This window comes from Helicobacter sp. MIT 03-1616 (genome assembly GCF_000765685.2).
Classification (GTDB): Bacteria; Campylobacterota; Campylobacteria; order Campylobacterales; family Helicobacteraceae; genus Helicobacter_C; species Helicobacter_C typhlonius.
The window spans coordinates 107,449-131,921 of sequence record NZ_JROY02000003.1 but is presented as its reverse complement, the minus strand read 5'-3'; the positions used below and the strand labels follow the sequence as shown (position 1 = coordinate 131,921).

Below are 24,473 nucleotides of genomic sequence, written 5' to 3'. Positions count from 1 at the left end.
TTTCCCCCATTTTTAAACTAAATTTTAATTATATCAAAGGAATAAAAATCGTTCAATTTTAATTCCATAAGGAGTAAATATGATTAAGTTGTTTAATAGCGTGATTATAGCTATTTTATTGTTGCCTAGCTTTACATTTGGTGCAGGCGGATTAAATAAGGTAAATACTCTTATGACTAGCATTAGTAATGCTTTATATGCTGTGGGTGTAGTTGTTTTAACTATTGCAATTATGTGGGCTGGATTTAAGATTATGTTTCAAGGGCAGACTTTACGCGAAGTAGCTCCACCATTGCTTGGTGGGATTCTAATCGGTGCTGCAAGTGGTATTGCTGGACTTTTAATTAGCTAATTTTAAGGGTGAGGAATGGTGCAACCGCTATTTAAAGGATTAACTCGTCCTGCATTATTATTTGGCGTTCCTATGTTGCCTCTTTTGGCAACATTTGGGTTATTACTTTTAATAACTTTTTGGACACAGAGCTTTGCCTTATTATTTCTTGCTATTCCTTTATTTTTTATAGAAAAAGCAATGGCAAAGAAAGATCCTTATATTTTTCGACTTTTTATGCTAAAGGCAATGTTTCTAACAAATCCATTTAGCAAAAAATTTCATAGCGTTAAAACATACTCTGCAACAAGTTACACCAAAAAGCAAATGGCAAGAGCAGAAGTGCCAAAACTTAATATAATAGCCCTTAATAATGAGCCAAATTTTGAAAAGCTAATTCCTTATTCAAGCATTATTGCACCAAGTGTGGTAATGACAAAGGATTACTTGCTTTTAAGCACTTACCGAATTGATGGTATTTGTTTTGAGGCTGAAAGTGATATAAATCTTTCTTTTATCAATGAATCTCTTAATATGTGCTTTCGCGCATTCAGTAATGAGCCTGTTAGCTTTTATTTTCATAATGTCCGCCATAGAATCAATGATAGCCTAGATTCTGCATTTGACAATCCTTATTTAAAAGATGTTGATGAGAAATATAAGCAGTCTTTTAAAGATAAGACACTTTTAAAAAATAGTCTTTTTATTACTATTATCTACTCACCTCTTGGGCGTTTGGATAAAGGGGTATTTAAAAAAGCAAGTGTAAAAGACAAACAAAAGCAACTTACAAGTTTTCTTTATATATTCAAAGAATACAAAGCAAGATTTGAAAGTAATATCAAGCAGTTTGGTGTTGCTCTTTTAGGAGAATATGAGAAAAATGGTATTAAGTTTTCTAAGCAGCTTGAGTTTTATAACTATTTAATAGGTGGTAGATTTACACCCACTCGCATTTTGGATATGCCATTATATGAATATCTAAGCGGTGGATTAAATAATATTTATTTTGAACATAAGAGCGCACAAATAAATTACAATGATGATACTTACAAATTTTGTAGAGCTATTGAAGTCAAAGATTATTCAAATACTACTTATGCAGGGATTTTAGACGCATTAATGTATTTAAATTGTGAATTTACTATAACTCAAAGTTATATTCCACTTTCGCAAATAGAGGCAAAATCTGCTCTTAAAACACAGGCAAATCAACTAAAAAGTGTAGAAGATGATTCTATATCCCAAACCGCACAAATAGAACAAGCTTTAGATGATTTGGCAAGTGGAGAAATTGGTTTTGGCAATTATCATTTTGTTATTATTGTTTTTGGAGATAGTTTAAAAGAATGTAAAGACAACACAAACCAAACTATTACACTCTTAAATGAAATAGGGATTTTAACAAGCATTGCAGAAATTGCATTACCAGCAAGTTACTTCTCTCAAATGCCTTGTAATTTCGCTTTTCGCCCAAGAATCCACAAAATCAGCACTGCAAATTATTCAAGCCTTATTGCTTTACATAATTTTAGCAGTGGCAAAAGAGATAAGAACTGCTGGGGCGAGGCAGTATGTATGCTTAAAACACCAAATAAAAGTCCTTATTATCTTAATTTTCATCAAAGCAATAATAATAAAGATGATTTTGGAGAGTTGTTTTTGGCAAATTCATTGATTTTAGGGCAAAGCGGTGGTGGAAAGACGGTGTTTATGAACTTCACTTTTAATCAAATGCAAAAATACAAAGACCCGAGCACTTTTCCTGAATCTACCCCACTAGATAAGCGTAAATTTACAAGTGTTTATTTAGACAAAGACTACGGAGCTTTGGGGAATATTCTTTGTGCTGGTGGTAAATATATAAAAATAGAAAATGGGAAACCTACAGGATTTAATCCCTTTAAGGTGGAAGCCACACAAGAAAATCTAAGAACATTAAAAGGCTTAGTAACAATGCTAGTTACGCGCAAGGGAGAGTTTTTGAATGCTAAAGAAGAGAAAAAGCTAAGTGATGCAGTGGAATTTATTATGAGGGAATTTAAAAAAGATGAGCGCAAATACCCCATTTCGCTTTTATTGGAGAATCTAACAGAAGATATTAATGATGATAACTCTCTTAAAGCAAGGTTAATGGCATTTAAAAAAGGTAAGCAATTTGGTTGGGTGTTTGATAATGAAAATGACATTTTAGAGTTTAGTGATGAAATAAGTATTTATGGCATTGATGGGACAGAGTTTTTAGATGATAAAGATATCAATGGGATTCTAAGCTATTTTATTTTGTGGCGCGTTATGAGTTTAGCAGATGGGCGTAGGCTTGTTATTGACATAGACGAAGCGTGGAAATGGCTAGAAAATGAAGTGGTTGCAGAGGAGGTAAAAAACAAGTTTAAAACTATAAGAAAACAAAATGGTTTCTTACGCCTTGCTACACAAAGTGTAGAGGACTTCTTAAAACTTCCTATTGCAAAAACTTTAATAGAACAAAGTGCCACAAAGATTTTCTTGCCAAATCCTTTAGCAAAGGCAGATGATTATATAAATGGACTAAATCTTAGTGAAGATGAATATCAAATCATTAGAGATTTTCAGCCTGTAAAAAGACAATTTTTAATTAAGAGACAAGATGAGAGTGTCATTGCTACTCTTGATTTAAGCACTCTGGGCAAGGAGAATCTAATGATTCTTAGCACAGGTGCTTCTTATATAGATACGATTGAAAATATATTTGATGATAAAGAAAAAAGCCTTGAGGCAAAAATAATCGCATTAAAGGAGGTATATAGAAATGCGTAACAAGAAGTTAGTGGGAGCAGTGGCTCTGTGGATAGGGTTAAGTATAAATGCAAATGCCATTCCTGTAATTGACCCAACCAATTTGGTGCAAAATACCATAACTGCAATACAACAAATAGCAAGTTATGCAAAGCAAGTGAGTGATTCAGTGCGTCAGATTCAAGAGTTTGATAAACACGCTACTGAATTTACTAATGAAACGCTGGGGCTTGATGATTTACTAGGGGATATAAATAATATCAGCAAAGATATAAATGATATTTATAAAGCCAAAGAGGATATGGAGCAATTCAACAAAGAAGTGCTAAGCGACCCACAGGGTTTTTTTAACGATAAATATAAAAAATACACAGACACCTATAATCTTTACGATAAGTGTAGTGGGCTTAAAGACGGCGCACTCAATATTTGCCTAAGAGATAGAATCAATTATGCTGCAGGGATAAAACAGCATAGCGACTATGGAAATATTATTCGCAGATTGCAAAAACAATTAGATAAACAAATCAAAGAATTTGATAGAGCAAGCAGCCAAAAAGATAGAGAAAATGCAGCTTTGGCTATTCGTGCTACACAGGCAGAAATGGAAAAAGCAAAAGCACTTAATGAGTTAGATTCACTTGAATATAGAAATAATGAGCGCATAGTGCAAGAGCAAGAAGATGAACTTTTTCTAAAGAGTCTTAATACAACATATTCAGTAGCAGAAAAGTATAGAAATGTAGGATTAAAATAATGGCAGATTCTTCACAAATGTTCACAGGCATAGGTTATACCATTGAAAACCTACTCTCAAACCTGCAACAAATGAGCCTTAATAACAAAATGCAACAGCTTCAACTTATAGTTAGTGCAATTATAACGCTAAGTATTATGTATAAAGGTTATATGGTATTAGCAGGAAAAAGTCAAGACCCTATAAGAGAGCTTGTATGGGATTTAGGACGAAAAGCATTTATTTTATCCTTTGCTATGGGAGCTGGAGTTTGGCTTAACTATTCTATTGAAGCGGTTAAAGGGATTTATGAATGGGCTGGTGGTGGCATAGGCTTTTATCAGCAACTTGATGGGCTTGTAGATGCTGTATTAAAATATATGGCAAGTCTGTGGAAAGAAAGCGGAATGAGTGCTGGAAAAACTATTATGGCAGCATTTATGATAGTCATCGTAGGGATATGTTTTGTTGCGATTTGTTTTGAGTTATTTTTCTCTATTATCGCGTGCAGTGTAAGCAATACATTCCTTATTATAGTTTTACCCCTAGCACTTTTTTGCCTAATGTGGAATCAAACAAAGCAAGTTTTCACACAATGGTGTCAGCTCCTGCTTTCAAATACTTTTACACTCTTATTCTTGTTTATGTTTATGTCATTTTGTCAATCGGTTTTGGAACAAGTTTTTAGCCTTGAGGCGTTAAAGGAATTTGATTTAAAAAATATTCTTTTGCAAACATTGGAAGTAACGCTTATGTGCTTTGTGCTAGTGCAAATCATTAAAGTCATTAAATCTCTTGCGCAAAATCTCGCACAAGTCAGTCTAGATTCTGCTATGAGTGGTGTTGGGGCTTCACAAGTAGCTGGGGCAGTAGTAGGTGGAGCAACAAGAGGTATAAATAAAGCAGCTATTGGTGGAATAGGTGGATTAACTGGGAAAAGTGTAGGTTCAGCTATGGAAAAGGGTGGTTTAGCAGGAGTAGCAGGCAATCTTGCTACTAGTGGTATGGTTGGAGGGATTGGAGTAGCAGCCACTGGAGCAAAAATGGCTGCAAGTGCAGGTAAAGCTCTATTATCAAAAATGAGAGGTTAAAAATGAATATAAATCTAAAATCAATCTTGGCAGCAAGTTTCATAGCATTTTTATTTATGGCGTGTAGCAATAAAGAGGCAAATCCTTATGATGAAATCTTTAGTGATAAACATAAATTTGTCCCTATTAATACCAAAGAGCTAAAGGAAGTTAAATGAAGCAAATCATAGAAAAACTCAAAGCCCTATTGAATACTAAACACAAAGAGTTTGATAATGCAGATTCTAATGAATTTAATCATTCATATGAATATGATATTCAGGGTAACTATAAGGAAGCTTTAGATTTTGAATCTAGTTTGCGCTATATGATAGAACAAAGTAACAAGAGAGCTTATTTATTTGCTGTTTTTTGTGGTGTTTTATCTGTATTAGCAATCATAGCAGTAATGCTTCTAACACCATTAAAAACTACCGAGCCATATCTTGTTCGCGTGAATGACACTACAGGAGCGGTGGATATTATAAGCATTTTAGATGTTCAGCAAATAAGTAATAATGAAGCCCTAGATAAACATTTTATAAATAGCTATGTTCGTGCAAGAGAGGGTTATTTCTATGATATGTTAAATAGAGATTATGAACTTGTTCTTACTTTAAGCAGTGATAGAGTAGCAGCAGATTATAAAGATATTTATAAAGGTGAAGACGCGCGAGATAAAGTTTTTAAAAACAACATACAAATTAGCGTTGATGTCCTATCAATTGTTCTTACAGAATCTGCTGGGGTAAAAACTGCCACGATTAGAACAAATCTAGCAATTAAGAATCTAAGTAATAGAAGCATCATCAATCAATATCGCATTATTACTCTTAGCTATGAGTATCAAAACCTAGCATTTAGAGAAAACTTGCGACATATCAATCCACTTGGCTTTAAAGTTTTAACTTACAGAATAGATGAGGACATAAAACGATGAAACAGATAGTATTAATTTGCGTATTTATTGCGGTTGGTTTTGGAGCAAGTGTGCCTACTAAGAGTAGCTTTGATTCAAAGATAGCCTATGCAGTGTTTAACGCACAAGATGTGCTAACTATCACGGCAGCAAATGGCTATGTAAGCGTGATAGAGTTTGCTCCAAATGAGCGAGTAATCAATATTGCAGCTGGATTTAGTGAGGGTTGGGAGATTGTGGATAGAGAAAATCTACTCTTTATCAAGCCAAAAGCAGTAACAACTAAATTTGTGCATAATCCAGACCCTATGTTTAATGGAGCTGAAAAAGAAATGGTGATAGACCCTATACCGCAGACTTGGAAGACCAACTTAATTGTAACGACAAATGCTAATTTTTATGTGTTTGATTTAGTTTTAAACGCCAAGAATAAAGTTTATAAAATGACTTTTACCTATCCTCAAATGGAAGATAAAGCAATACAAAATGCTCAAAAGAGGCTTGATAGAGCCATAGAAATTGACAAACTGCAAAAAAGCCTTAATCGCACGGCAGTGCCTCGTAATTGGGATTATTATATGAGAGTAAATAATGGTGCTGATAACATCGCCCCTGACTTTGCATATGATGATGGTGTATTCACTTATCTTGGATTTGACAATACAAAGGTGTTCCCAAGTGCATTTGCTTACGATAGAGAGGAGCAAATAGTGAATCAGCACATTAAAAAAGAGGGCAAATTTTCAGTTCTTGTTATTCATTCTATCCATAAAAAGATTCTGCTTAGAAGCGGTGATAAATTAGTCGGCATTTTAAACAAAGGCTATGCGTTAAATCCATTACCAAAAGCACCAGAGACAAGTAATGAAACCGAAGTAAAAAGGGAGCTTTTAAATGGAAAATAGAGAGGCAAATAGCAATGTTCTCTTAGAAAGTGAGGGTGGAAGTAAGCGTATAATAGGCGTAGTAGCAATAGTAGGCGGTGCGTTATTTATCTTGTTGTTGATATTACTAAGCTTGAGTTTTGGTAGTGATTCGGGTGATAAAGAAAAAGATGAAAACAACAAAAATGCCCTCAATATGCTTAATGCAAACAATAATGACTTAGGTAACGAAGCTGAATTTGGGCAGGACAATGGCTTTATGGAGGTTGAATCTAGTGGTAAAGGGTTATTAAATGATTTGGGTTTAGAACAAAATAGCAATGACTTGGTTGATAGTGTAAAAAACAATCAAACATTTGAGCCACAGCTAACTTTTAATGAAAATTTTGGCAATCAATCCCCAAAGGAAGAACAACCTTGGTGGCTTACAAAAGATGGTTTTATGAAGCCACGAATTATAAAAGGTTCTAGTGCTGGAGTAATAAGCCCACGCGGTGGCGAAGCAGCAAAAGAATCTAACGAACAACAAAAGAAACAAGATAAGCTAAACCCAGCAGAAATGGAGCAAAAGACACTTCAAGCATTAAATAATATGCTAGACCAAACCAAAAATATAGATTATAACGCGCTAATGAGTGCAAATGCTGAAGCACAAGCTGCTGCTGGTTTAAGTGGTATGGATTTTGGCAGTGATACTTCATATAGACAAAATACCGACTTTAAAGGTGAAGTTTATCAACCTACAAGTGCATTTTATAGTCCATTTAATCAATCATTGCTCTTACCTAAAAACACTTATATCCCTTGTAGTTTGCAAACTAAAATTGTAAGTGAATTAAAAGGGAGTATAGGCTGCATAGTAGCAAGTGATATTTATTCAGCAAATGGACAAACACTTTTAATAGAAAAAGGCAGCCAAATAAGCGGCAGTTACACAAATGCAGATGTAACAGATGGTAGCTCAAGGCTTTATGTGATATGGAGTGAGATAAGAACACCAAATAATATTGTTATTCCTGTGGATAGCGGTGGAGTAGATGCTCTAGGTGGAGCAGGTATTGAGGGTAATAGGGATAACCATTATGCAACAAGATTTGGTGCTGCCATTCTACTAAGTGTTATTGATGGCACAATTAAATCACTTGGGCAATATGTGAATGCCCAAATTGCGCCAAATGCTCAAATGTATAGCCCTATGCAAGCAAATCAATTGGCAAATACAGCTCTGCGCCAAACTATAAACATAAAACCTACTATTTATCGTAATCACGGCGACTTAGTCGGAGTGTATGTCAATAAAGATATAGATTTTAGTAAGGTGTATCAGCTGCGCCTAAGGAGCAAAAAATGAGTGTAAGTTTGCAAAAATATGCTGATAATTTATTTGGCAAGTATTTAAAAGAAGATTCAATCAATGAGATTTGCTACAACGGAGATGATCTTATTTGGTTTCAAAATACAAGTGGCGAATGGCAGTGCGAATCTACACATATAACCTATGAAAATGCCGAAGCATTTGCTCAAGCAGCTGCAAGCTACAAAGAAGACCAAATAGACAAGGCAAGACCTATTCTAAGCTGTGTATTGGTAAGTGGCGAAAGGGTGCAAATCGTATTGCCTCCCGCAAGTAAAAAAGACCATATTTCAATCACTATTAGAAAACCTAGCCGCACAAGATTTGTAATGAGTGATTTTTCTAAACAGGGACTCTTTAGTGAGATAAAGCCAATTAGCCATACTTTAAGCCAAAAAGATAGTGAGCTGCTAAGCTTATATGAAAAAGGTGAGTATGAGAGATTTATAAGCAGTGCTGTCGCCTATGGCAAAAATGTAATTATCTGTGGCGAAACAGGTAGCGGTAAAACCACCTTTATGAAAAGTCTCATAGATTTTATTCCGCTAGATTCAAGGCTCATAACCATTGAAGATGTGGAGGAAATTGTATTTTTTACACATAAAAACTTTGTGCAACTTTTTTATCCAAGTGAAGCAAAGAGTGATGATTTCTTAAATTCAGCAACACTTCTTAAAAGCTGTTTGCGTATGAAGCCTGACCGCATTTTATTAGCAGAGCTTCGTGGAGCTGAAACCTATGATTTTATCAATGTTTTAAGCTCTGGACACGGAGGAAGTCTTACAAGCTGCCACGCTGGGAATAGCGCAGATTGCTTTAAACGCCTTGCAATGATGATATTGCAAAATCCTCAAGGACAAAAAATACCTTACGAACAGATTATGGCAATGCTACAAGACCTCATAGATGTAATTGTCCATATTTATGCACACAATGGAAAGCGTAGGATTAGTGAAATTTATTTCAAAGAGGCTATGCGATGAGTGATAAAGAAAAACAAGATTTACAAAACAAAATACTAGAGCTTGAAAATTATGTCAAAGAAACAAAGCAAAATATAGCAAAGACTGAAGAAAATATTAAACAATGTGAAAAAGCTATACAAACATTAAAAGAAATTGCTTGGGAGAGAGAATCCAAAAAAGAAAGTAGCAAGATGTATAAAGTGCTAGAGAATGAAAAGTCTAGCACAATTGTTAAAGGTAATGTAGGTGATGTAGTGGTTGATAGGGAGTTTATGGAAAAAGAAATACACAAACATCTTGATAATCCAGCCCTAAGAGGAATGGTAACCACAGAAGAAATGCTTTCTTTTCCTAAGGTAGCTAGGAATGTGGGAGCGGAGTTTAATGCGGAATATCAGGGCTACAATTGGAGGGTTAAAGCCAATGATGAGAGTATTATAAATTATGGAGAAAGAGATTATGGAAAAGGACATAGATTATTAACAGCTCATTCAAGGACAGAGAGGGGTGAGCGAGGTCAGCCCCACCGACAGATTAACGACCTCAATTTTCACAACTCTGCCAATGAAAGTATAGCACAAAATAAAACCAATCTCACAAAAGTTTCAGAATCTGCACTTAAAAGAATGCAGCAAAAAATAGATGCAGTTGCACAAAAAGGCTTTAGCAGCAACACAAAAGCTAAGCAACAATCTATCGACAAAGGAAAAGATAGATGAAATGTGCAAACTTAATCATACAAAAGGAGACAAAATGAGTGAAGAACAAGCAAGAGATTTGAAAGAGCAAATCTTAGATATGGAAGATAAATTAGATGAGTTTGTAGAGCAAATGCAAGCAAGAATTACCATTTTAAAGAACTCTTTGCGTAAAATGGAGCAAGAGAAGCCAAAGGCAAAAGATTATGAAAGATAATAATCTAGCAAAAGCTGCCTTTTTAAGCATTCCACTTTTGGCTATAAGTTGGATTTTTAGTGGCTTTATAGTGCTTATCATCAATAAAGTTCCTATAGCAAAACTGATTCAAGTATGGCATTTAAATTTTATTTATGAAGCCATAGATAAAGGCTATCCAAATGCGTGGCTATCACTTATAATAGCAATTGTTTTAAGTGTGCTTATGTTAGTGTCGGCAATTGTCTTTATACAACAAAAAGAGAGTTTGCACGGTGAAGCAAGATTTGCTAATATCAATGAGATTCGTAAAGCTGGGCTTTTTGGCGATAAAAACAATAATGTTAAGCGCGGCATTATTATTGGTAAGTATGGTGATAAGTTTTTGAAATTTGGCGGAGCGCAGTTTGTCGCGCTTGGTGCGCCTACACGAAGCGGAAAAGGTGTAGGGATTGTCATTCCTAATCTTTTAGAGTGGGCAGAATCTGCTGTGGTGCAGGATATTAAGCAAGAGTGCTTTGATTATACGAGTCGTTATCGTGCAGAAAAGCTGGATAATGAAGTATTTTTGTTTAATCCATTTTCATCTCGCACTCATCGCTACAATCCTTTTACTTATATTGATATGCTAGATACAGAGCATTGTGATTCGCAGCTTATGGATTTAGCAAATATTATCTATCCAAGTGATGGTAAAGATGCCTTTTGGAGTCAGCAAGCACAGAATCTCTTTATAGGACTTTGTTATCTCTATAAAGATTTAGCATTAAGTGAAGATGGTAGAGCATTTTTAACATTGTATGGACTAAAGGCAGAGTTTAATTTCTATGGACTTTTGCAACTAAGCAAAGGTTTTGAATTTAAAGTGGGTGATAATGAAGTCAAGGGTTTTGAGGAGACTTATAGATTCTTAAAAGAGCTAGATATTATTAGTGAAGCGACAAATCGCCGCCTTAGCACATATTTTAATGTGGATAGTGATAATACAAAATCAAGCATAATGGCAAGTTTTAATGCGCCAATTAGCTCATTTGAAAGTGATACATTAAGACTATCAACAGCTACAAGTGATTTTGACTTAAGAGAATTGCGTAAGAAAAAAATGACTATTTATATAGGCATTACACCTGACCAATTAGCAAATGCACAATTTATACTTAATATTTTTTGGTCCCAGCTCATTCTCTTAAACACCAAAGAATTGCCACAGCAAAACAAAAATTTGAAATATGCAACACTTTTGCTTATGGACGAATTTACTGCACCGGGCAGAATCCCTGTGTTACAAAAAGGTGTTAGCTTTATTGCTGGATACAACTTACGACTACTTACCATTTATCAATCACTATCCCAACTAGAAACACCTGTTCCAGATGGTTATGGCAAGGAGGGAGCAAAAACACTCTTAACAAATCACGCGTGTCAAATTTTCTATGCACCAAGAGAGCAAGAAGACGCGGAAGCTATTAGTAAGATTCTAGGCAATAAAACAGTTAAACAAACAAGTAGAAGCCATAATCACGGCGGAAGCGGTGGTGGTAGCAGAAGTATTAGTGAAACACATAGGGCTTTAATGCTCCCACAAGAACTAAGGGAAATGGATTTTAGCAAGGAACTAATTACAATTGATAGTGGTAAGCCAATTCTAGCTAACAAGGCGTTTTATTACAGCGATCGCTACTTTATGGATAAGTTTAAGGCGGTGAGTGAATCGCTAAAAGATATTAAGGGCATTCCTAGCCGTGATGAACTAGAGAATGCAATCCTACAAGGAGAGTGCAACATTAAAATACCAATTCAAAAGGAGCAATAAATGGAAAATAATGCAAAAGTTGATGAATTTTTAACATTTTTTAGATCATTGGATTCTAAAGAACGAGATTCATTGTTTGAGAAGATCAAAGAGGAACACACAGAAATCAAAGAATTAGAAGCAACAGGTTTTATACCTGCGGAGCAAAAATATGGGGCAGAGCTAGAGCAATCATCCATAAATTCTACCCTTGCCAAGATGAAGCAAAAGATAGAAGCATTTGCACAAAAAGGGTTTCATCAAGATGATTCAACACACCAAAGCAAAGATAAAGGAGTAGAGCGATGAGACATATTGGTCAAGGAGCAAAAATGAAAAAGAGTTTGATTTGCGGTGCTGCAATAGTGGCAATGGTAGCAATTAGTGGCTGTAGCAAAAAGCCTGTAAGGATAGAGTGGGGAGCGACATCTCAAAGCATTAACAATGCGCTTTTAGAAGAACGATACAGCTTTGTCCCAAAGGATAAAAAGCTGAAAGAAAGCAATTGGGCGTATGAAGTGGAAGCACAAGCAAAGGGTGATTATTTGTTTGAAAATAATCAAATGGTAAAAGTCTTTTTACTTGCACACAATGCTGATAAAATCATTATTTTGGGTGAAAAGAATCTAGCCCTGCAATATCGCAATTATTTTAAAGCAAATGGTGTAACTGCATATGTAGATGTGCAACCTATTGATTTGGCTAGAGGTTTAAGAGACAGAGTCAAAATAATGTTTTTTAGCTCTAAGGCTATGCTTGATGATGATAAAGAAGTAAATCCATTAATCATTAATCCCATAGAAGAGCCAAACTATCCCATAAATTCACAAAGCAGCAGAGAATCCATAAATGAATACTGAAGCAAGTGAAGTCGGCGAATCTAGCGATTTTATAGAATCTGCTGCCACAAATCCACATAGAGAGGCACTCAATGATTTGATTGGAGGCAGAGCTTACCACTTTATAGATGGTATCGCTAATGCTAAAGCACTGCTAAGTGGCTTAAATAGCAAAATAGATTCGCTAAAAAGTAAAAGTGAATTTATGGAATCTAACGAGGTATTAGGCATTATAAGCGACTTTGCAATACAAAGCGATATGCTCAACAATGAGTTTGAAAGAATAGATAATTTCTTTGATAACTCTCTTAGCCAAAAAGAATTAAATTTTATCAATAAGTTAAAACTTATCAACGATTCTCTTGAATATTTTGTAGAAAAACTTAATTCTATAAAGCTAGATGAGACATTAAAAGACATTAGTGATAGTGTGGGACAAAGTGTTGATGTAAGAGCTGATTTAAAGCAGTTTTTTATAGACCTAAAGTCATTGATAAAAAGCGTAGATGAAAATGCCAAAAAACAAATATCTGCAAATTTAAGCGCAATTAACGCGGTTGAAGAGGGATTCTATCAAAAGCATAGTGAAAATATGAATAAGTTTTTAGAATCTCAAGTCAAAAGCTTACAATCACAAGCAAATGTTCAAGATGAGGAATTCAAAAAGCAAATAAATATGCAAAAAGAGCAGTTAGATTCTCTCCTAAATCATATAGGTAATGTAAAGAAGTTTGTTTTGGCATTTATATGCGTAGCGGTATTTATAGGGATATTGTGTGGAGCTTTCACTCTCTTAGCATTTGGCAAATATAAGGAATACAAAGAGATTGAATCTAAATTTAACACCTTAAGCGAGAAACTTAATAGCGTAAAAATCCTTAAAAATAGCAATAACAACATTATGCTTTTAGTCCCTAAAAGTGCAACGATAAATAGCAATGGTAAGGAGCATATAATCAATTTAGGAGGTGGAAAATGAAAACATAGCACCCAATAAAGCAAAATAGAAATGGAACAAGTGGCGGCATACAAAAAAAATCCATATTATAAGGAGTAAAAAATGGCAATAGCAAGATTAGATTCAAATCAAAAAGTGGTGCTTAATAGTGATTCACAAATGGATTATGTAAATAAGGCTGATGAAAAGAAAATAATGTCGGCTAAAACCGCGGCGATAAATATTTTAAGTGAAGCAGTTGAAGCTAAAAATATAGGAGTTGAAAAGCTTAGTGTCAGCTTTAAACAAAGTATGGATGGAGAAGAGCCGAAATGGCAAAGTTATTTTGTCAATATTCAAAAAAATGGCAATGTAAGTCTCAAGCCATTCAATAGCGAAGTCAAAGATGGTAGCGACCTAATCTACTTTAATAAGGTAGAAAAAGATGGCAAAAGCTTTTATATGTTAAATGAGCAAAGTGAAATGGGTAAAAATTTTGCAAACTCATTAACTACAAATACTTGGCAAGATAAAAATGGCTTTGAGCATACAAATCTTGCCGTAAGAATAAATGTCAATGATGAGAATCTTAAACAAGCTCTCATAGAAAAAGGTGAAGGCGCATATGCTGTGATAAGCAGAGATGGTGTTAATGTAACAACAAAACAAGAACAAGATGCTGCTAAAGCTGCTACGCAGGACAAATCACAGCCAACCAAAGATAATGAGAGATAACTCTATGCATAAGGAAGCATTTGCTTCCTTACACCAAACATAAAAATACTTGCGAAAGAAAACAAAAAAGACTATACAATGGACAGGTAATGGATAAAGAACATCGTGGAATTTACAATGTAACCTTTAATGACAAAAAAGCTACGCCTATTCTCAAAGATATTGAAGCTATTGAAGATGCTGTGATTGAATATATTGCGATGTATGTGAAAGGATTTCATCTTGAAAGAAGAGATAAGGGCAGAGGTGCGGAACATATCAAGTTACATTTGAAAGAGAATAGCAAGGGCGAAATAAAACTACAAGAACTTTTAGACATAGGACATTCCCTAAGAGAATATTTAAAAAACTTTAGTGAGCCTTTCATTGATGAAAAAGGAGCAAAGATTTATGAATGGGAGAATAAAGAGGGTATAAGATTTAGGACTATTGTAGATAGGATAGATGGGCAGGGGCACACATCTACCACCTTCCACCCATCTAATGAACAAATTATATCTTTTTATTCTGATAGAAACTTTAACAAACAAATGGAATTTAAGAATCCTAAAGTAACACAATACTATCAAAACAACAAAGACATAAATAGCTCTACACTCAATGTATCAGATTCTACCCTTGCCAAGATGCAACAAAAGATAGAAGCATTTGCACAAAAAGGATTTAGGAAAGAAGGTAAAAAAGAAAATGATATGGAGCGTTAATGAGGGAAAAGATTCTCATTTCACCACTCATAAGAAAAATTAAAAATAAAGGAGCAAGGCGATGAGTGAAAAAGAAAGAGAATTAGCGATTTTTCATCTTTGTAAATCTCTCGTAGATTTATTGGGAGAAGAACAAGCCATTGCTGATTTAACACTTCTTTATAAACGACACCCTGAAATGTTTAAAAACAAAGATGAAGTAAAAGAAGTGATAGAAAAAGTAGTAAGTGAGCCTGAAATCATCATTAAAAATCCCTCTCCAATGAGTGAAAAGGACTACATAGCAGGAAAAAAGCTTAATGATAAAAAAATGGGTGAAGTTGGCGTAAGACAAGATGAAAATATTGTTAAGATTTTTCACGCTAATGAAAAGAATGTTAAAAAGCTAAAACAACTTGATAAAAAAGAGGTGGTGTATAAACAGCCGATGGTAGGGACGCCCACTTCCTACACTCAAGCCCAAAGTCTTGACGAGCGACTGGTTGATAACAACATTTCATCGACTGCTACCGACATTATACCACAAAGTGCAACTTCTTTAGAAAACAAAACCAATCTCACAAAAGTTTCAGAATCTGCACTTAAAAGAATGCAGCAAAAAATAGATGCAGTTGCACAAAAAGGCTTTAAAAAAGATAATAATAAAGATAAAGGAGTGGAACGATGAAATTTATAAAGAGCAAAATTAAGAAAAAACACATTTTAACATTTTGCTTGATTATTCTTGGCGTAATTATTAGCCAATTTAGCAATTTTAATCTTGCCTATCTTATGCCAAGTAAAGAAGTGCAAGGAAGTATTATTAAGGTTTATGATGGCGATACTCTAACAATACTTCATAATGGAGAGAAGTTTAAAGTAAGGCTTTATGGCATTGATGCACCAGAATCTAACCAAAGCTATGGCAAAGAGGCTACATCTCATCTTTTAACTCTTTGCCCCATAGGAAGTAATGCCACACTTAAAATCAAAGATAAAGATAAATACAACAGAATTGTAGCCATAGTCTTTTGCAATGATATTGATGTCAATGCAAACTTAGTAGAAAATGGTTTTGCTTGGGCTTATAAAGAATATTCTAATGCTTACACTCATTTAGAAATAAAGGCAAAATTAGCTCATAAAGGCTTATGGAAAGATTCTAATCCTATAAAACCGAGTGTGTTTAGGAAGCAGCAGTAGAAGATTTACACTGCACATTCGGAGCAATAAAAACTAAAACAACACATAAAAGGAGATAAAATGAGACTTTTTATAGCAGAAAAACCTGATTTGGCAAAGGCAATAGCAGCAGCATTAAATGGCGAATTAAAAAACTATTCTAATAAGGGTGTAGGATACTATATAAAAGGTAATGATTATATTACTTGGAGTTTTGGGCATTTGCTTGAACTTTATAAACCAGAGGATTATAAAGCAGAATGGAAAAAGTGGGATATAAACGATTTGCCATTTAATATTGCAAAGTATGAGTATAAGCCATTGGAACAGAGTGAAAAACAACTCAAGGAAATAAGTAAGCTTATCCATAAAAAAGAAATAAATGAAATTATGCACTGCGGGGATAGTGATGATGAAGGACAGATTCTCATAGACGAGATTTTGGATTATGCCAAAAACACTAAGCCTGTAAAACGAGTGTTGATAAATGATATTACACCTGAAGCAGTGCGTGATGAGATAAGAAAAGCACGACCAAATAGCGAATTTAAAACAATGAGTGATAGAGGATTTGCAAGAAGTATTGCAGATTGGATAGTAGGAATAAATCTAACAAGAGCTTATACCTGTGCTTATCGTGCTAAGGGTGGAGACAATACGCTAAGAGTTGGACGAGTGATGACGCCTATTCTTAGCCTTATTGTAGATAGAGACTTGCAAAATGAGAACTTTAAGAGTATAGATTATTATAGTCTAAATGGAGAATTTGAAGTAGATTCAACGCTTATTAAAGCAAATCTAAAAACAGAACAAAAGATTTTAGATAAAGCAGAGGTTGAAAAGATAAAAACACATATAGAATCTAAACAATTTACTTTAAAGCTTACAAAAACACCAAAAAAAGAATATCCTCCCCTACCCTATAATCTTTTAATTCTGCAAACAGAAGCAGCAAAGCTTTATGGCTACTCTCCTAAAGATACACTTAGCTTTACACAAACACTAAGAGAAAAATATAAAGCAATAAGCTATAACAGAAGCGATTGCCAATATTTGCCAGAAAAGATTTATGAACAAAGCAAAGGGATTTTAGAAGCAGTGAAGTCAAATATAGGCGAACAAGACTTTCTAAGTAAGGCAAATCTAACTATCAAAAGCAAAGCGTTTAATGATAAAAATCTCTCTGCTCACTATGGGATAATTCCACTTAATAGCAGGTTTGAGTTTGATAAGTTAAGCCAAACAGAGAAAAATATCTATACACTTATCACCAAACGCTTTGCTATGCAGTTTTATGAAGCAAGGGAATATATCGCTTACAGCGTAGAGCTAGAATGTGAGGGTATAAAATTTAGTGCAAGTGCAGCCAAAACTACCAAAAGTGGATTTAGGAGCATATTTAATGAAGAAAATGATGATGACAATGAAAAGGAACTAGATTTAGAAAATATCAAAAGCAACACTGCCACTTTAAAATCTAGTGAGGTTAAAACACTCCAAACAAAACCTTTACCACAATATACAATGACTACGCTTCTTAAAGATTTAAATCAAGTAGCAAAATATGTAAAAAATGAAAATATTAAAAAGCTACTCATTGAAAAAGATAAAGACAAAAAAGGTGAAAGTGGCGGCATAGGCACACCAGCTACAAGAAGCGAGATGATAGATAAGCTTATTACACAAGGATTCATCACTTGCAGTAAAGACAAAAAGCAAAGCATTAAAGCCACACAACTTGGACGTGATTTAATAAAGAGTGTTAGTCCTATGCTCTCTAATCCTGATATGACTGCCTTGTGGTTCGAATATCAAAAAAGCATTGAAAAAGGAGAGATGAGTAAAGAGAGCTTTTTGAATGATGTGTTAGATTCCGTAAAAGCTGAAATTGAGAATATCAAAAAAGCAAATTTAGATATAAAAATTGCTGGGGTAATAATGTGCCCAAAATGTAAAAAGGGGCATTTGCGCAGAATCAAAAGTGTCAAGAGTGCATTTTATGGGTGTAGTGAGTTCAATAATGGGTGTAAATTTACAGCAATAGAGAAAAATGGAAAACCAGTCTTGAATGTAATAAGTAAATAAAAGTTTTTACTTATATTTAATTTTATTTTATTGTATTTACTTTAAAGGAGTTATAATGGCAAAATCAAAAACACAAAATAGCGGATACGAGCTTTCGCTTTTTAGTGTATTTGACTACTATGATGAGAAAGGAGAGCTTCAAAATGATGTCCTCAACCCAAACAATAGATATAGAGACCAAAGAGCAAATAGAGAGTTATTTCAAAGACAAGGAGCGATTAGCGGAACTCTTAGGGATTCGCAGAGGGAACTATCAAGCAAGTCAAGCGCAACAGGAAGCATTCCTAGCCAAAGTGAAAGCGGAGGGATACGATGGATACGGCGAAATGAGCATACACGAGGAAATATGGGAGATAGAAGTAAGCAAACTAGAAAGGAAGTTGCCACAGATTCTAGCCAATCCGCCAATGGAGTTTTATTTCAATCGCAAGATATGGACGATAATAGAGAGCGAATGGCAAATAGTGGGACAATACCTCAATCCACTAGCGGAGGAAAATCTAGACTCCGCCATACAGAAAGGATACCATCATCGGTGGATAATGGTTATTCTAACGAGGTGGGCAAAACATCTCTATCCAAAAGCAATACAAATAGCAGATTACGACAGATTGACTTATTTAGTGGAGAAACAGCTGGAAGTAGAAATAGAGGCGTTTATGAAAGCCTCTTTGCTACCAAACATAGCGGAATTGACTCCATATCAAGCGTTGGAGACAATGGGGATAAGTCCCAATCAATATTGCCTAGCGTGGCAGGAGCAGCAATTCAAGCTAAATCCACACCACAACAATATATGGGACATTCTAGTGGGCGAACACAAACAGAATCTAGCGGAGGAGATTTACTAGAAAATCAAACTTCAAGCAGCGATAAATCCACCGCGCAAATAATACCACATTTTGCAACTGCTAGAAAAATCGGTGAAACACCCAGCATAATAGGTGATGAAACATATATACCAATAGGCGAAAACTATAAATTAGCAAGTGATGTATCTATTAAGGGCTTTAGAGATAGATTTGAAGCCAATATTGCCGCCATATCTACACTTAGGGAATTGCAATTTAAAGGTGAAATGCCAAATGAAGAACAAAAGGAAATTCTAAGTAAATTTAGCGGTTTTGGCGGTATGGCTAAGATTATAAATGGCAAAGATGGTGATTATGCAAAAGAATATGAAATACTTGCAAATGTTGTAAGTGATAAAAAGGAATTAGATAGGCTAGAACGAAGCTGCACTGATGCATACTACACACCTAGATTTATCATTGATAGCATTTATAGTAGCCTTAATCATTTTGGATTAAATAACGATTCTAATACAAAGCATATATACGAACCAAGCTGTGGCAATGGTAGATTTATAGGCTATATGCCAGACGCAAATTATAAAATGCACGGCACAGAATTAGACAGCATAACTTTCAATATAGCAAAACTACTTTATCCACAAGCGAATTTGGAAAATAAAGCATTTGAAAGGGTGGATTTTAACCGCAATTTTGATGCATTTATCGGTAATCCACCTTATGGAGACAAAGACACAGGTAACGAAAATGGTGAGGGTAAGGTCTGTGATTTCTTTATGCTTAATGCCATAAAGAATCTAAAAGACGATGGCATAGCCGCATTTGTTGTAAGCAATGGCTTCCTAGACAAATCAAATGAAACTATTCGCGCAAAAATCGCTAAAGAGGCGACATTCATAGGGGCAATCCGCCTACCAAATAATGTGTTCAAAGATACAAATGCAAGTGTAACAAGTGATATTGTATTCTTCAAGAAAGGTGTAGATAAGTCTATTAATCAAGCGTGGATAAATAGTAAGGCTGTGGATAATAGCAATTCTAAAATAAATGAGTATTTTTGGAATCACAAAAATCATATCTTGGGAGAATTATCATTTGTTAGCACAAAGTTTGGCGAAAAATTAGCTGTAAAAGATAGCGGTAAAGACTTGCCAAGAGAAATTGAAAAAATAATATCTACTCTACCAAGAGATATTTATCACTACCACGAGCCAATATTTAAATACAAAAGTAGCTATCTCAACCAAAATGCACCACAATATGAGGAGCTAAAAAATTACATAGGCGGTTTAAAGAAAGATAGTTTATGTGTAGTAGATGGTAGTGTATATCAAGTAGCAGATACAAAAGGTCGGCTTAAATCTCCGCATAGAAGCTATACAGACAAAGAGGCGGAAAAGATTAAAGGCTTTATCTCCATAAGAGATACTTTTAATGAGTTGGTAAGGCTAGAACAAAGCGATATAGCTGACGATGATAGGGAGCTAGTGCTTAAAAGAGCCGAGCTTAATCGTGTGTATGATAAATTTGCCAAAGATTTTGGCTATTTGAGTAATCCACGCAACGCAACGCTTTATCGTGGGATAGATATAGAATCAAACAAAATTACTGCCCTTGAAAAGCAATACGATAAGGGCATAGGCAGAGAAGCAGCAAAGAAAAATGGAGTGGAAGCAAGAAAGCCTAGTGCCATCAAGGCAGATATTTTTAATACACGCACAATACGCCCTACCAAAGAACACAAAGTAGAAACACCAAAAGAAGCCCTTATGGCAAGTCTTAGCATTTATGGCAAAATCAATAATGAATGGATAGAATCTGCCCTGCCCCAGATAGATAAAGAAGCAATTTTTAATGATCTATTAGAACAAAAATTAATTTTTGTAAATCATTTAAACAAATCACAATTTTTAAGTGCAGATTTATACCTAAGTGGTAATGTCAAAGCAAAACACAAAGAAGTAGAGAATCTAGTCAATGATGGCGATGAGAGCTTAAGAGTAAACCTAGAGGCATTACAGAAGATTTTACCAAAAGATATAAAGGCTGCTGATATTGCTGTAAATATAGGAACTTCTTGGATACCAGCAAAGTATTATGAAGAGTTCATAGCAGAGCAATTTGGCTTGGAACAAGACTACATAAGCATTGAATCAAAAAAGCACTTGGGTTGGCAAGTATGGTGCGATGATTATAGGGTAAGCACAGAAGCAAAGCATAAATATGGCTATTCTAGCGATAGGCATAGCGTAAAACCTAGCACATTACTAGAATATGCTTTTGCTAACACTGCCTTAATTCTAACAAAACCAAGCACAACAAGATTCAATGATAAAGGTGAGCCTGAACGAGAAACAGACCACGAAGCTACCGCGATTGTCAATGAAAAAATTGACAATCTAAAATATGCGTTTAAAGAGTGGATTTTTAAAGATATAGACAGGCGTGAGCATTTAGAGCGCATATATAATGATACTTTCAATACACATATCACAAGAAAATACGATGGCTCACATTTGACTTTGCCCGGCTTCAGCTCTGCCAAGAATCTCTATCCACACCAAAAAGACGCTATTTGGGCAGCAATACAAAATAAATCTATATTGCTAGATCATCAAGTAGGAGCTGGGAAAACACTTAGCACAATCTGCGCCCTTATGGAACAAAAGCGTATGGGACTAATCAATAAACCATTGGTAATTGTGCCAAATCACATCACAGAACAATGGAATAAAGACTTCTATGATGCATATCCTAATGCAAACATTCTAGTCGCGACAAGGGAGGATTTAAGCCCGAATAAACGAGAGGAATTTTATGCAAAAATTGCCTCTAATAATTGGGATTGTGTAATTATGGCACATTCACAATTAGAAAAAATCCCTATGCCCAATGACTTTTATGAAGAATATGTGAGTGGAGCTAAAGCAGAATTAGAATCTTTTAGAGGTGAGCTAGATGAAAAAGAAAATAGGCGGGATATTCAACGCATAGATAAAATGCTCACAAAGCTAGAAAATCAGCTACATAAAAATAGAGAATCCAAAACAAACTCTATTGATTTTAGTGAGTTGGGTGTAGATAGCATAGTCATTGATGAGGCGCACGAGTTTAAAAATCTAGGAGTAAATACTAAAATGAAAAATGTGCTAGGGCTTGGAGCAAGAGAACCTAGCCAAAAAGCACAAAACCTTTATGTGCTAACAAAATACTTGCACGCAAATGATAAACGAGTAATGTTTCTAACAGGCACACCTATTAGTAACTCTGTAACTGAACTATACACTATGCAGCGATATTTGCAGCCGCAATTATTACAAGAAAAAGGCATAGAATCTTTTGATTCTTGGGCTTCTTGCTTTGGCGAAAGTGTGAATGATTTTGAGCTAGATTCTAGCGGCATTAATTATAAACTCGTTACACGCTTTAGCAAATTTAATAACATCAGTGAGCTAAGTGATATGTATCGCGCAAATACGCACATTGTTACTAATGCTGATATTCTAAAGCTTAATCCTCACTTTGTGCCGCCTCTTGCAAATGGTAAGCCTACAAACATTATCGCTCCACGAAGCAAAGAGATAGCACAATACATTGGCATTCAGGGTGATAATGGTGAATGGAATAGGGGCTCTATCATATGGAGAATGGAAAACTTTAGAGACGACCCTAGAAACAACAATGTCTTGGCTTGCACCACAGATGCAAGAAAAGCGGGACTGGATTATCGGCTTATTGACCCAGAAGCCGAGGATTATGCAGAATCTAAAAGTAACCTATTAGCAGAGGAAGTATTTAAACGGTGGGAAAATTGGAGGGAAGATAAGGGAACACAATTGGTCTTTTGCGACTTAAGCACACCAAAGATACATAGCCAAAAAATTGCTTGCAATAGAGAGATGAGCCAAAGTGAGATAGAATCTATTGCTAAAGCGGAATTGCAAGAAGCAAAAAACCTTAATGAGATAATGGATTCGGCAGAAATTAGTGAAGGTATAGAATCAAGTGAGAAAAGTAATGATGAGATAATTGCCTCTAACGCAAAGTTTGATGTATATAGTGATGTGCTTAAAAAGCTTGTAAAAAAAGGGATACCACAAAGGGAGATTGCTTTTATTCACGATGCTAAAACACCACTACAAAAACAAGCCTTATTTGATAAAGTAAATCGTGGAGAAATTCGCGTTCTTATAGGCTCTCGCTCTAAAATGGGAGCTGGGACAAATGTGCAACAAAGAGGTGTAGCTATTCATCACTTAGACTGCCCTTGGCGACCTAGTGATTTAGAGCAAAGCAATGGACGATTCATAAGACAAGGCAATTTACTACACACAAAATATGGTGATAATTTTGCCATTGAAGAGATAAGATATGCCACTCAAAAGACTTATGACGCGCGTATGTGGCAAACTATAGAATCTAAAGCTAAAGGTATAGAGCAGTTTAGAAATGCAGATAAAAGTGTGCGAGAAATAGATGAAATCTCTATGGGTAGTGCTAGTGCTGGTGAAATGAAAGCTGAGGCTGTGGGTAATCCACTTATGCTTTTGCAGATTCAAATAGCAAACGAGTTAAGAAAAGAAAATGCCAAAGAAGCAGCATTTAAGAAAGAGTTATTTGATAATGAAGAGACACTACACAAAAATAAAGAAGCTAGACCACTATTTAAAAAGGAGTTAAGCAATCTAATAAACATTAAAGATATTTTGAATGAAAACCCCAAAGGAGAACATTTTAAATGTGAATGCTTTGAAAATGGCGAGTTTAAAGCGTATGAGATTATATCAGATTCTAAAAAAGTAGAATCTAGCAATACGCAAACAAAGCAAAATCCGCAGCAAGTCGCCTTAGAAAAAGCCTTTTGGGATAATTTTGACAATCTTTTCAATAGTGGGGCTGGTGAGAGCATATTTTTTAAATATCGCGGACTTACCATTGGTGGCTCGTTTAGCAATGATATGAAAGGCTTTAGCTTTTACATTGCGGATTCTAAAAACAATTATATTGAGCCTGATAATCTATCATATAGAATCAACACAAGCAACATACTAGAGAACGATTTTAGAAGTGTGATTAAGTTTAATGGATTGTGGGCGAGAATTAATAATTTTTTCTCCAATATCTACGAACACATACAAAGCCAAGAAGTAAAATTGCTAAAAAATACAGAAGTTATAGAATATTTAAGTAAGCAAATCAAGCACAATGAATATCCAAACGCCACATATTTAGACGCTTTACGCAGAGATAACAACCAAATAATAAAAGAAATCCAAAAAATGAGCCAACAGAAAGGCTATGTAAGCACTTTTGCGCCCAAATCATTTGAAATTAAAGCTGCAAATGAAACTGCCAGAAAAATACAAGTAGAAAAATAAATTAAAAAGTAATATATTTTATATTAAATTTTTTTAAATTCTTTATATATATTTAAAAATATTAAATTATAATTATTTATATTTAAATTTAAATAATTT

The 24,473-nt window shown here is 34.8% G+C and carries 21 protein-coding genes; all 21 read left to right on the top strand.

Annotated features, from left to right (window positions below):
* Positions 1-79: 79 nt before the first annotated feature.
* The 21 genes from LS67_RS03060 (at position 80) to LS67_RS02970 (ending at position 24,374) form a co-directional block, all read left to right on the top strand.
* Positions 80-352: a TrbC/VirB2 family protein gene (locus tag LS67_RS03060; RefSeq protein WP_034327733.1), complete on the top strand. Its 273-nt coding sequence runs from the start codon at positions 80-82 to the stop codon at positions 350-352.
* A gap of 15 nt (positions 353-367) precedes the next feature.
* Entirely contained in the window at positions 368-3,130 is a 2,763-nt protein-coding gene (locus LS67_RS03055; RefSeq protein ID WP_034327735.1) for a VirB4 family type IV secretion/conjugal transfer ATPase, read from the top strand.
* A complete protein-coding gene (locus LS67_RS03050) occupies positions 3,123-3,866 on the top strand; it encodes a type IV secretion system protein (RefSeq protein ID WP_034327736.1) in 744 nt (247 codons plus the stop codon). Before LS67_RS03055 ends, LS67_RS03050 begins: the two co-directional genes overlap by 8 nt.
* Positions 3,866-4,936, top strand: coding sequence for a type IV secretion system protein (locus LS67_RS03045; RefSeq protein ID WP_034327738.1), 1,071 nt, complete (start codon positions 3,866-3,868; stop codon positions 4,934-4,936). Before LS67_RS03050 ends, LS67_RS03045 begins: the two co-directional genes overlap by 1 nt.
* A gap of 2 nt (positions 4,937-4,938) precedes the next feature.
* A complete protein-coding gene (locus LS67_RS09575) occupies positions 4,939-5,094 on the top strand; it encodes a hypothetical protein (protein ID WP_156407288.1) in 156 nt (51 codons plus the stop codon).
* Positions 5,091-5,855, top strand: coding sequence for a virB8 family protein (locus tag LS67_RS03040; protein WP_138092073.1), 765 nt, complete (start codon positions 5,091-5,093; stop codon positions 5,853-5,855). The genes LS67_RS09575 and LS67_RS03040 overlap by 4 nt, the downstream gene beginning before the upstream one ends.
* Positions 5,852-6,739 (top strand): TrbG/VirB9 family P-type conjugative transfer protein, encoded by an 888-nt coding sequence (locus LS67_RS03035; protein ID WP_034327741.1) that lies wholly within the window; start codon positions 5,852-5,854, stop codon positions 6,737-6,739. Before LS67_RS03040 ends, LS67_RS03035 begins: the two co-directional genes overlap by 4 nt.
* Positions 6,729-8,069 carry a TrbI/VirB10 family protein gene (locus LS67_RS03030; RefSeq protein ID WP_052057431.1) on the top strand — a complete coding sequence of 447 codons (1,341 nt, stop codon included), beginning with the start codon at positions 6,729-6,731 and terminating at the stop codon, positions 8,067-8,069. The genes LS67_RS03035 and LS67_RS03030 overlap by 11 nt, the downstream gene beginning before the upstream one ends.
* Positions 8,066-9,055, top strand: a complete 990-nt coding sequence (gene virB11 / locus LS67_RS03025; RefSeq protein WP_034327743.1) for a P-type DNA transfer ATPase VirB11 — start codon at positions 8,066-8,068, stop codon at positions 9,053-9,055. The genes LS67_RS03030 and virB11 overlap by 4 nt, the downstream gene beginning before the upstream one ends.
* Positions 9,052-9,756, top strand: coding sequence for a hypothetical protein (locus tag LS67_RS03020; protein ID WP_052099896.1), 705 nt, complete (start codon positions 9,052-9,054; stop codon positions 9,754-9,756). Before virB11 ends, LS67_RS03020 begins: the two co-directional genes overlap by 4 nt.
* 34 nt (positions 9,757-9,790) lie before the next feature.
* On the top strand, positions 9,791-9,952 hold the full coding sequence (locus LS67_RS09570; protein WP_156407289.1) for a hypothetical protein: 162 nt from the start codon (positions 9,791-9,793) through the stop codon (positions 9,950-9,952).
* On the top strand, positions 9,942-11,744 hold the full coding sequence (locus tag LS67_RS03015) for a type IV secretory system conjugative DNA transfer family protein (protein ID WP_034327746.1): 1,803 nt from the start codon (positions 9,942-9,944) through the stop codon (positions 11,742-11,744). Before LS67_RS09570 ends, LS67_RS03015 begins: the two co-directional genes overlap by 11 nt.
* Complete coding sequence (locus tag LS67_RS03010; protein WP_034327747.1) at positions 11,745-12,032, top strand: hypothetical protein; 288 nt, start codon at positions 11,745-11,747, stop codon at positions 12,030-12,032. It abuts the gene before it with no gap.
* A gap of 23 nt (positions 12,033-12,055) precedes the next feature.
* Entirely contained in the window at positions 12,056-12,583 is a 528-nt protein-coding gene (locus tag LS67_RS03005) for a cag pathogenicity island Cag12 family protein (protein ID WP_161594471.1), read from the top strand.
* Positions 12,573-13,541 (top strand): hypothetical protein, encoded by a 969-nt coding sequence (locus LS67_RS03000; RefSeq protein ID WP_034327749.1) that lies wholly within the window; start codon positions 12,573-12,575, stop codon positions 13,539-13,541. The genes LS67_RS03005 and LS67_RS03000 overlap by 11 nt, the downstream gene beginning before the upstream one ends.
* A gap of 81 nt (positions 13,542-13,622) precedes the next feature.
* Positions 13,623-14,234 (top strand): hypothetical protein, encoded by a 612-nt coding sequence (locus tag LS67_RS02995; RefSeq protein ID WP_034327750.1) that lies wholly within the window; start codon positions 13,623-13,625, stop codon positions 14,232-14,234.
* Positions 14,235-14,323: 89 nt separating this feature from the next.
* Positions 14,324-14,938, top strand: a complete 615-nt coding sequence (locus LS67_RS09885) for a hypothetical protein (RefSeq protein WP_052057435.1) — start codon at positions 14,324-14,326, stop codon at positions 14,936-14,938.
* A gap of 61 nt (positions 14,939-14,999) precedes the next feature.
* The gene (locus tag LS67_RS02985; RefSeq protein ID WP_034327752.1) at positions 15,000-15,605 is read left to right on the top strand and encodes a hypothetical protein; all 606 of its coding nucleotides are present in this window, start codon (positions 15,000-15,002) and stop codon (positions 15,603-15,605) included.
* Positions 15,602-16,120: a thermonuclease family protein gene (locus LS67_RS02980; protein ID WP_236096331.1), complete on the top strand. Its 519-nt coding sequence runs from the start codon at positions 15,602-15,604 to the stop codon at positions 16,118-16,120. Before LS67_RS02985 ends, LS67_RS02980 begins: the two co-directional genes overlap by 4 nt.
* A 60-nt stretch (positions 16,121-16,180) precedes the next feature.
* Positions 16,181-18,184, top strand: coding sequence for a DNA topoisomerase (locus LS67_RS02975; protein WP_034327551.1), 2,004 nt, complete (start codon positions 16,181-16,183; stop codon positions 18,182-18,184).
* 55 nt (positions 18,185-18,239) lie between these two features.
* Positions 18,240-24,374, top strand: a complete 6,135-nt coding sequence (locus tag LS67_RS02970) for an SNF2-related protein (protein WP_052057513.1) — start codon at positions 18,240-18,242, stop codon at positions 24,372-24,374.
* Positions 24,375-24,473 lie beyond the last annotated feature (99 nt).